This window comes from Microcoleus sp. MON1_C5, assembly GCF_036701875.1.
Classification (GTDB): domain Bacteria; phylum Cyanobacteriota; class Cyanobacteriia; order Cyanobacteriales; family Microcoleaceae; genus Microcoleus.
The window spans coordinates 40,642-52,281 of the sequence record NZ_JAUBRN010000053.1 but is presented as its reverse complement, the minus strand read 5'-3'; the positions used below and the strand labels follow the sequence as shown (position 1 = coordinate 52,281).

Here is an 11,640-nt window from a genome sequence, read left to right as displayed (position 1 = left end):
GTGTTTCGCCCGCATCAAATGTGCCGTTTTTGTTCACGTCGAAGGCAACTGTCAGACGGTTAGGAAATGTTGGTGAAGTCGTCGGGAATAATGTAACTTGAACGGTTCTTTTAGTATTAGCATCCGTGCGACTGGTTGCATTTATATTATCTATGCCACCGGGAACGACTGTGCTAGTTAAAAAATTATAAGATGTGCTTTGGCTGCCTCTAAGTCCTACTGCATCAGGTAGCTGCCCCGTGCCGCCCTGTTTGCCAGCAATAGTGCTAGAATAATTGCCAAATTCGTCTAATCCGACACCTAAATAACCTCCTACAATACCGGGTGAATTTGAATTAGTATTTTGAGCATAGCCGAGAGAGCCCCTAAAGCCTCCCGCTTGTGTTGGCGTAGCTGTTCCATCAATGAGGAAAAAACTAATGCCATCGGCACCAAGGAGGGAACCATCCCCTGGTGAAGGGACAGTACCTCTGTTATAGGCAAAGAAATCAAAGGTAATTCTCAGACCCTCAGTGGCGGAGATGGGGTTGTTGTAGATTACAAAAGCTGCTTGGTCAAAGGCGTTTGAGGTTAATCTCAAAGTACCTGTTCCGGGTGTATCGCCAGTCCCTAAAGCGGGAATAACGCCGCTGCTGTTGGGTGTACTACCTGCGGTTAAGCCTGGGTTAGCTGTAGAGGCGTTGCCAACTCCATATATCCAAGGCCCGATTACGGTTGGATTTTTAAATTCTTCAGCCGCTAAGGTAGCCAGGACTGATGTGTAGCCTTCTATGACTTCTTTTTCAAAGGCTATGTCGGTATTTATTTGTCCTGTAGTAATTTCTAATTCCCAGTCGCCACCTAATGCTGCACTCCCTGTTAGGTTATTGGAAGCGGCAATATTTGCCCCGGTTAATTCGCTGAGTTTTTGTATGAATTTAATGCCGGATTCGCCGGCGGCTATGTTACAGCCGTAAAGCAGAATGCTGCCGGATTCGTTAAGGGCTTTTCCCCACTGCTGCAATTGGTTGCTGTAGGTTTCTAGATTATCAATATTAAGTTCTGTTGAGCCGATTTCTACTGCTGCTTCTCTGCCGTGAGAAACTATGTGCAGGCTGGTGATGCTGCGCTGACCCAGAATTTCGGTGATTTGCTCGATCCCATCCCGCGTTTCATCTAGGATAATTACTTCAGCATTTGGGGAAATGCCGCTAATTAAACTCTGATAATCTTCAACATTTGAGTCAATAAAAACTAGAATTGAGTCCCATTTTTGGTGTATTATTTGCATTATATTTAATTTGAGATTTTTAGATTTTTCCTTCAAACAATATTTATGTAAGCACTAGCAATCAGATGCTAGTGCTTACATCATTCCTTGCGATTGCTTCGCTTCGTCCGCAATGATATGGTTAGTATTTATGCACTTACTACTAGGTCATTACGAATAACACAGCAATTTTATGTCGCGATTCAAGAAGCAATTGCAATCACCTTTATACCTTACCAAGGACTTCCAATCATTGTAAAGCCAGACCAATAATAAGGATGGTAAAGGTTTTGATTACCTAGTTTAGCTAATTCTGGTGGCAATTCTAACTCCTTATTTAAGTTAGACAAAATTAAACGGCCATTTTCAATGCGAACTTGACCTTTGATCATGGCGATTTGAGCCTGCCGTAAGGCTTCGGCTTTAATAGGCGCGACTTTTAACTCATGGTAAAATTCAGCCATTAACCCTAAAGTACCTTCATCGCTGACGTACCAAAGACTCGCCAAAACTGACTTCACCCCCGCTTGCACAGCTAGCCCCGCAAAGCCTAATTCAGCGTCATTATCACCCACAGCAGTTTTACAAGCGCTCAACACCAATAGCTCAACTTTAGGCGGCTGATTCCACCCTAGTTCGCGAACGCGATCGAGCGTTAGTCTGGTGTCTGCTAACTGGATGTAAGAATTGCTCGGTGCTCCCGGCTTAAATTCTCCGTGAGTGGCGAGGTGAATAATCCGATAGGGTCTGTCATTGCGCTGCGATTGAAGATTATTGAGAGTAAAGGTTTGGTTGAGGAAAGATTCGCCTTTCCATTCTGAGGCAATAGCATTAAGTTCTGCGGGCACTGCTGGCAAGGGTTGGTTATTGGTAAATTGCGAGGCTCCCATTGCTAAAACTTCAGCATTTTTAACGCTTTCATAGTTAGTATCGGTCAAGTTGACACTGGGAATAAGTGCGATGCTGTATTTTTCTACTAGAAATTGAGAACCGTCATGGAGGGCGGCTAAGGGGAGCGATCGCAACCCCGCATCCATACTAAAAACTAGCGTATCGATGCCCTGAGCTTTCAAATCAGCTTCCAAGGGTGCAATTATCCACTGGTAAAGTTGTTGGGATGCTGGCAAATAGCTCTGAGTATTGATTTTGCTGGGACTAAGGAGTTCAGACCTCAAATTGGCGACGACTTGCATCAAAGTTTCGCGCTTAGCTGGGGGGATGCTTTTATGAATTGGGATGCCTGTAGGGGGAACGATGATCAGGTCTAATTGTTCAGGGCGGGCTAAGGCGTAAATAATGGCTGGTTTCTTACCAGTTTGGTTGGCGATGACTTTAGTTCTTTGCTGTATTGCCGTAAAAGATTGGAAATCCCGCCTGATTTCCTGGTTAATGTATGACCCCACTTGTTCGCTATAGAAGATATCCATAAAGACACTGGCTTGAGAGATATCGCCCTTATCGATTAGCCCTGTGATATCGCTGGGGCTAACTATATTTAGAGGCGATGCCGTTTGGACAACTTCGCTTACCCAATCGGATCTGTAGTTAAAAAGAGATTCAATTCTATTAATGATACTCAGGTTGTCAGATTGAGCGATCGCGTTGGTAGTTGAAATATCCGGTAAAGAGAAGGTGGCATCAAGAGACGGAGATAAAGTTGGTGTCGGACTAGGTAATGGCATCGGGGCTAGCATTTCAGGCGCAATGGAGGGCACAAGCAATATCGGAGACGGTATTGCTTGTGGAATTGGCGCGGGTGATGGGGTTGGTTCTGGTATTAAAGATGGCGCAGGTGATGGCGTTGGTTCTGGTATTAAAGATGGCGCAGGTGATGGGGTTGGTTCTGGTATTAAAGATGGCGCAGGTGATGGGGTTGGTTCTGGTATTAAAGATGGCGCAGGTGATGGAGATGGTGTCGGTTCCGGTGTTGGAGATGGTGTCGGTTCCGGTGTTGGAGATGGTGTCGGTTCCGGTGTCGGTTCCGGTGTTGGAGATGGCGTCGGTTCTGGCGTAGGCGATGGCGTTGGAGATGGGGTCGGTTCCGGTGTTGGTTCGGGCGTTGGAGATGGTGTCGGTTCCGGCGTTGGAGATGGCGCGGAAGTAACGATCGCAATATTGCCCTGAGTGTAAGTGCTTGGCGGCACTGGCACTGCAAACTGTGGCGAAATTGTCTGGGAACCTGATGTAATGGCTCCCGCCGTCCCATTCGTTGTCGCATCGCCGACAATAAAAGGTGTAGTCGTGCCCCCTGCGTGGCGAATAATAATCGCGCCGCCACTTGTGCCATTAGCGCTGGAAATGCTCACATTTACAGCGTTACTATCTGTAAAAGTGCCGCTGACTGTGAGAAGATTGCCAGCCGTGAGGTCAATACTGCCGCCAGTAGACTGAAGAGTGCCTGTAACGGCGATGTCGCTAGCAGCTTTGAGAGTAATATTACCCCCAGAAGTCGCGATCGCATCCAGCGCAATGTCCCCTGCTGATTCCAAAATCACAGGCCCGCCTGCTGTCGAAATCGCTCCCACTCCGATGCTATTGCCCGAAGCAACACCGGGCGAGGCAAAAAATGTCTCCCCTGCTGTCGTAGTCGGCGGCACATTGGCAGCATTCGCCAGAGTCGAAACGCCCGATCGCAGAATTAAAGCTGCACTACCTGAAAGCACCGCCGCATCTGGATCGGCGGAACCCGACAAAGTAGTATCTGGCCCTGTGATGGTAATATCTCCGGCCGCGATCGCGCCTTTTGCTTCTACCTTAAGTGAGGTTCCAGTATAATCACCAAATCTCACATCTCCCTCGGAGCTAATAATCGGGTCGAACAAACTCAAAAAACTGCCACCGTTGCCAGACAATGTGAGAATACTTACATTACCTCCCGCAGCGAAGTGAGCATCACCGGAAACATTGCCATTGCTCAATAATGTGATATCTCCTGCGGATTGGAATGCAGGGTTAGGGTAATTTAGCGCGAAGATATCAATATTTTGATTACCTTGTATAGTAAGATTGCCGCCTGCGATCGCCCTGAAAGCGTTATTTCCATCCCGCACCCGCAGCGTATCTCCTGCCAACAGATACAAGTTATTCTCAGTAAGTAGCTGGCTTTCTACCAAAGTGAGATTACGTGCTGCCGAGAGTGTAGCATTCTGACTATTAACAGTAGAACTAGCGATCGCCGCATCCCCGCTTTCCACCCTCAAACCCGCCGTCAAAACCACTTCTCCTGCACTGTTAACGGAGATACCAGTAGCAGAGTTTCCACCCGCCCCCGCAAGCAATTGCGGAAGAGACAAAGGCAGAGATAATTGCCCATTCTGTGCCAACAATCCCCCGTCAACAACCCCTATTTCTAAACTTAATAAATGTCCTTCTTGACGAAGCCGAATAGTATTCTCACCGGGAACAGCAGCGACAATAATATTACCTTGGGGAGCATTGAGGGAACCAGTGTTGACAACTGTGCCGCCAATTAAACTTATACTTTGCCCCGGCATGACTGCTAAAGTACCTGCATTGATGATACTTCCAGGTTGGCTGAGAGTAAAGTAAAAAGTGTTCGGAGTTCCTATCAGCGTACTGTAATCGTTCGCTCCGGCAACATTGAACAAACCCGAATCAAAACCGATGTTAGTAGCAGTAGTAGCTGTAAAAGCAGCCGGAAGATTCAAGCTAGCATTAGGGCCTAAAATAATGCCAGAAGGATTGATTAAAAATAGGTTGGAAGTGCCGCCACTTACTTGAATTAAACCGTTAATAATAGAAGGATTCCCACCTACTACCCGTCCTAAGATGTTGCGAATAGCGGGAGTAGACATAAAATTAGCAATCTGCCCTTCGCTAAGCCCAAACTGTTGAAAACTGTGGAAAAGATTCGCTCCATCTCTAGAAGTTTGACCGCCTGTAATATTCAAGCGATCGCCGTTGTCAGGCGTGACAGTAGTGCCAGTGCCATCAGGTGCGGGAACAATGGGTTGTCCTTGTCCCACCGCTGTACTCAAAATAGTGGCTGCGATCGCTAGCATTGCAGCACCATGTATAGAAAAGAAGGCTAGTTTCATTAGCTTTTAGCTGGCCGAGCACGTATCTGACAATTATAACTTTAAGGTATTAGCTGCTCAGTGCGGTCAACTGCGACGCAGGCTTAGCTATTAAGAACGTCGTCACCATCAGGGCGGTTGGTTTACCTGAAAATCACATTCTGCACCCTCAACTGTAAGAATAGGTTATTACTTGTTTTTATCCAGCAATAAAGCTATAATTTATAGCTTTAAACCGTACATTGACTGATAAAAAACTTTTTAAAAGCCTAATTTATTACTTAAAAAAGAGAGTTTTCTGCGTAATGATGCTGTGTGAAACCCCAGGCTGCGTAATGTGGGCTGAAAATCAAAGCAAAAGTGCGATCGACTGTTGTGCACAATACAAATTAGGCGAGCGAAATCGGGGCTACCACAAAGTATTTGCAGGCTGCTACCCGAAAAACTAAACATTTGTTAACAAAGCTTATTTTTGCTTTTCTAACGCGCTATGCTCTAGACAAAACTGGTGCGTGTTGACTGCGCGTTAATTTTTAGCCTAAAAATCAATATGCTCTCTATTGCAGGCGTTGCCACCCAGACACTTCTCTATGAAAGTGCCAACTCTCTGGTTTACCGAGCCATTCGGGAAGCAGATAACCAGCGGCTTATCCTCAAACTTCTCAAAGAGACCTACCCCACACCTCAAGAATTGGTGCGCTACCGCACCGAATACCGCATCACCCGAGAGCTAAAAGAGCCGGGAGTTGTGCAGGTTTATGACTTGCGAAAATACCAAAACAGTCTCGTGATGTTTGTAGAGGACTTTGGCGGCGAATCCTTGAAAATATGGATGCAGCAGCGAAAGTTTACTCTGGAGGAATTTTTGCAAATTGCGATCGCCACAACTGAAATTTTAGGGCAAATTCACAGGGCAAACATCATCCACAAAGATATTAACCCTTCTAATATTGTTTACAACCCCCAAACGAAACAATTAAAAATTATTGACTTTGGCATTTCTACTCAGCTAACGCGAGAAACGCCGCTCCTGAAAAACCCCAACGTTTTAGAAGGCACCCTCGCTTACATCTCGCCGGAACAAACTGGCAGGATGAATCGCGCTCTCGATTACCGGACTGACTTTTACTCGCTCGGCGTCACCTTCTACGAATTGCTGAGTGGAAAACTGCCTTTTGAGACAGAAGATGCTTTAGAGTTGGTTCACTGCCACATTGCTAGAGAGCCCGTTCCGCTGCAGGAAATCGAGCCGACAATTCCCCTAATTCTCTCGCTTCTTGTAAGTAAATTGATGGCGAAGAATGCCGAAAATCGCTATCAAACGGCCGGGGGGCTAAAGCACGATTTAGAGAGTTGTCTGGTTCAATTACAAGAAACCGATAGCATAGCCGAATTTGACTTGGGAACGCGGGATATTACAGACCGTTTCCTGATCCCCGAAAAGTTATACGGCAGAGAAAGTGAAGTTGATAATCTATTAGCGGCTTTTGAACGAGTCAGTACAGGTAACGCCGAAATGATGCTGGTGGCTGGCTTGTCTGGGATTGGTAAAACCGCCGTAGTGAACGAAGTCCACAAGCCTATAGCCAGACAACGGGGCTATTTTATTAAAGGCAAATACGACCAATTTGGGCGCAATATTCCCTTCAGTGCATTTGTGCAAGCATTTCGGGAATTGATGGGGCAATTATTATCAGAAACCGATGCTCAGTTACATACATGGAAAACAAAAATCCTAACAGCAGTAGGCGAGATTGGGCAAGTGCTGATTGAGGTGATTCCTGAGTTAGAACGCATTATTGGCGCTCAAGGTCCTGCACTAGAACTATCGGGGAGTGCCGCCCAAAATCGCTTCAATCTGTTGATGCAGAAATTTGTGCAAGTATTTACTACAGCCCAACATCCCTTAGTAATGTTTTTGGACGATTTACAGTGGGCGGATTCAGCATCTTTAAAGTTATTACAACTGTTGATGGAAGATACGGGGCATCTATTGGTGGTGGGTGCTTATCGGGATAATGAGGTGTCACAATCTCATCCATTTATGTTGACGTTGGATGAGATTATTAAGTCTGGGGCAGTGGTGAATACTATTACGCTGCAACCGTTGAGTTTAGCAGATATGAATCAGTTGGTAGCAGATACGCTGATTTGTGATTTATCTTTGGCCGGGCCTTTGACAGAATTGGTGGCTCAAAAAACCAAAGGTAATCCCTTTTTCTCGACTCAATTCCTCAAGTCGTTGTATGAAGATGGTCAAATTATCTTTAACTACCCTCAGTCCCCCCTTATTAAGGGGGGACCTAAAGGGGGGTGGCAGTACGATATTGCTCAAGCTAGGCTTACCCATGCCTTGGATGTGGTGGAGTTTATGGCGGTGCAATTGCAGAAGTTGCCTGCCCAAACTCAGGATGTTATCAAGTTGGCGGCTTGCATTGGAGCGCAGTTTGATTTAGAGACATTGGCAATAGTCAGCGACGAATTACCCGAACCAACGGCATCAGCGCTATGGAGAGCCTTGCAAGAAGGACTCATTTTACCCATTACCGAAGGCTATAAGTGCTTCATTCAAACAGATGGTCAATCTAATACTCAACCTGTTGCCAATCCGATTTATCAGTTTTTGCACGATCGCGTCCAGCAAGCCGCCTATTCCTTGATTCCTGAAGACCAAAAACAATCCGTCCATTTGCACATTGGGCAATTGCTATTGGCTCGAACCTCAGCAGAGCAACTAGACGAGAGAATTTTTGCGATTGTCAGTCAATTTAATCTGGGCATCGATCGCATTGCAATTCAGGCTCGGCGAGACCATCTAGCCAATCTCAATTTGATGGCTGCACGTAAAGCACGGCTTTCGGCTGCTTACCCAGCATCGGCTCAATACTGTGAGATAGGGCTGCGACTTTTAGCCACTGACAGTTCCGATCAATGGATCAGACAGCCCATTCTTACTTCAGAACTGCACATTGAAGGGGCTAATTCAGCCTGTCTGATTGGCGCATTTGAGCGGGTAGATGCTTGCGTCGAGGCAGTTCTCCAGCATAGGTCAAACCCCCTAGAACAAGTTAAAGTCTTAGAAATAAAAATTCAATCCTTGATGGCCCGCAATCAATTATCAGAGGCGATTCAGGTGGCACGGGCAATCCTTCAAGAGTTGGATGTTGACTTGCCAGAACATCCCACCCAAGAAATGGTAGCCCCTGCTCTCAATGCTATTGGTGATCGACTGATGAGTGTGGATGTGATGAATTCACCAAAGATGAGCGATCCGCAGAAGCTGGCTGCAATGAATATTCTCAGCAGTATGGCTTCAGCAGCCTATATCGGTTCGCCAGCCCTCTATCCCTTGATTGTACTCAAACAAATTGAATTGTCACTTCAGTTTGGAAATGCGATCCAAACACCCTATGCTTATTCAACCTATGGACTAATTCTTTGTGCATTTGGTGGGGAAATTGTAGCCGGAAATCGTGCTGCTGATATCGCGATCGCCTTGATGGAAATGTTTAAAGCATCAAGTTTTAAAGCGAAAATTTTCAATTTAGTTTATCCATTTGTTCGCATTTGGCAGGAGCCGATGCACACTGTACTGATGCCTTTGCTCGAAGGCTATCAAGCGGGTTTGGAAACGGGAGATTTGGAGTTCGCGGCTTACTGTGCCTATAACCGCTGTCAACTCGCTTATGCTGCGGGAAATGAACTTCTACAACTGGGACAAGAGATGCAAACCTATGCAGAGGCGATCGCCCAAGTCAAACAAACAACTGCTCTGAACTTTCACCAAATTGTGCAACAGGCCGTCTTAAATTGGACAGGGGAAGCCGACGCTCCCCAGAAATTGGTTGGAGAAGCTTACGATGAAACGACACGATTACCTCAGCATAAATTAGCAGGAGATACTTACTCGCTCGGGAGCGTCTATGCTCATAAATTGATTCTGGCTTACCATTTTGGGCAACCCCAGGAAGCTCTGGAGATAGCTCAAATTGGCGAAAAAACAATTGGTGCCATTATCGGAACTTTGTTCTATGGAGTCTTTTATTTCTATCATGCACTGACGTTACTCGCCAACACCAACACCTTGCCAATCAGTGAAGCGGTTACGAAGGATCTTGAGCAACTTACTAAGTGGGCGACTCATGCACCCATGAACTTTGCCCACAAAGGCGATTTAATTCGAGCCGAACAGCAGCGAATTTTAGGAAACAAAGCAGAGGCGAGTGACCTCTACGATCGCGCCATTTCTGGAGCCAAAGAAAATAAATTTATCAACGAAGAAGCACTAGCTAATGAACTAGCAGCCAAATTTTACCTAGAATGGGGTAAAGAAAAAGTTGCTAAAACCTACATGATTGAGGCGTATTATTGTTATGCCCAATGGGGAGCCACTGCTAAGGTAAAGGATTTAGAAACGCGATATTCCCAATTACTTACAGCAATTAAACCGGGAAGAAAAAACCATAAAACTACCGCATCATTGACAACTAATGGTTCGGGCATCAACCTAGATATTACTACAGTAATGAAAGCTTCTCAGGCGATTTCTGGCGAAATATTGCTAGAAAAACTAATGTCTAGCTTGATTAAAATTGTGATGGAAAATGCAGGAGCGCAAAAGGGTTATCTGATTTTGTCAAGTCAGGGAAAGCTGTTAATTGAAGCTGAAGGGACAATAAATTCAGAACAAGTCACTGTGTTGCAGTCAATCTCAGTTGAAAGCTGTCAAGAACTTTCCTCCGCAATTGTCAATTATGTGGCCCGCACTCAAGAAAGCGTGGTACTAGATGATGCTGCCCGAGAGGGACAATTTACCAACGACCCCTACATCCAAAAGCATCAGCCCAAATCAATTTTATGCGTGCCGCTGATTTACCAATCTCAAATCGTCAGTATTGTTTATGTAGAAAACAATTTGACCGCCGGAGCTTTTACGCCAGAAAGAGTAGAACTATTAAAAGTGTTATCTGGACAGGCGGCGATCTCGATTCAAAATTCTAAGCTTTATACAGAAGTACGCGAGAATGAAAGAAAACTGACTCAATTCTTAGAAGCGATACCAGTTGGTATAGGAATCGTGGATGCTTCCGGAAAACCTTATTATACAAATCGCGTGGCACAGGATTTACTTGGTAAAGGAGTCATAGCGGATTCTAGGTCGGAGCAAATAGCAGAAGTTTATCAAAACTATAAAGCGGGTACGGATGAGGAATATCCCGCTGCTGATTTGCCAATTGTTCGGGCGTTGAACGGCGAAAGTACAACCGCTGACGATATAGAAATCCACCAGGGTGATAAGATTATCCCGATAGAGGGTTGGGGTACTCCCATCTATGATGAAAAGGGTCACATTGCTTATGCCATTGTAGCTTTTCAAGATATTACGGAGCGAAAAAAAGCCGAAACAGAGCGAATCAGATTTACCAATGAATTGTTCCAACTCAACAAAGCTTACGAGCGCTTCGTCCCCAATCAGTTCCTCCAGTTTTTAGAGAAATCAAGCATTATTGATGTCGAATTGGGCGACCAAGTGCAGTTGGAAATGTCGGTGCTGTTTTCCGACATTCGCGACTTCACCACGCTCTCGGAAAGCATGACGCCGGAGGATAATTTCAGATTTATCAATTCCTATCTTTCTCGCATGGAACCCGTTATTAATGGAAATAACGGGTTTATTGATAAATATATTGGCGATGCGATTATGGCGCTGTTTAGCGGCGAGGCGGATAATGCGGTGAAAGCCGGAATCGCTATGCTGCAGAGCCTCGTTGAATACAATCAACAGCGCGCTAATTTTGGCTGTGCGCCGATTCAGATTGGGATTGGCATCAATACTGGAACTTTGATGCTGGGAACGGTGGGCGGTCAAAATCGCATGGAGGGCACAGTAATTAGTGATGCGGTGAATTTAGCTTCTCGCGTGGAAAGTTTGACGAAAAATTATGGGGTGTCGCTATTAATTACCCAGTCAACTTACTCGCGTTTAGAAAATTTATCCCAGTACGCAATCCGCACCCTCGATACGGTAAAAGTCAAGGGAAAATCTGAATTAGTAACAGTTTATGAGGTGTTTGATGCTGAGCCGCCAGAAATTAAAGCTGGCAAGTTAGCTACGCTGGAATTGTTTGCAGAAGCTTTGGAAATTTACTCGGAAGGGAAGTTAGCTGAGGCGGCCCGGCTGTTTGCCGAGTGTTGGGGTCAGAATCAGGGCGATCGCGTTGCTAAAATTTATTGGGAACGCTGTCAGTCTACTTTAAGAAATCGCACAAAAATCAAAGATCGGCCACACGATTTAGATTAATCATAAAAGTCCCAAACTCGATCGCTACATTAAAAACTCAACATTTGTTACAA

At 45.5% G+C, this 11,640-nt stretch carries 3 protein-coding genes; 1 reads left to right on the top strand and 2 read right to left on the bottom strand.

Annotation, left to right across the window (positions count from 1 at the left end; all coding sequences use genetic code 11):
* Both QUA71_RS22305 and QUA71_RS22300 read right to left on the bottom strand, forming a co-directional pair.
* Nucleotides 1-1,270, bottom strand: a 1,270-nt coding sequence (locus QUA71_RS22305; protein ID WP_333288362.1) for a DUF4347 domain-containing protein, incomplete at its 3' end; no start/stop codon positions are given.
* Nucleotides 1,271-1,482: 212 nt separating this feature from the next.
* A complete protein-coding gene (locus QUA71_RS22300; RefSeq protein ID WP_445243817.1) occupies nucleotides 1,483-5,271 on the bottom strand; it encodes a CHAT domain-containing protein in 3,789 nt (1,262 codons plus the stop codon).
* 565 nt (nucleotides 5,272-5,836) lie between these two features.
* Here QUA71_RS22300 and QUA71_RS22295 point away from each other — a divergent pair.
* Nucleotides 5,837-11,587, top strand: a complete 5,751-nt coding sequence (locus QUA71_RS22295) for an AAA family ATPase (protein ID WP_333288358.1) — start codon at nucleotides 5,837-5,839, stop codon at nucleotides 11,585-11,587.
* Nucleotides 11,588-11,640 lie beyond the last annotated feature (53 nt).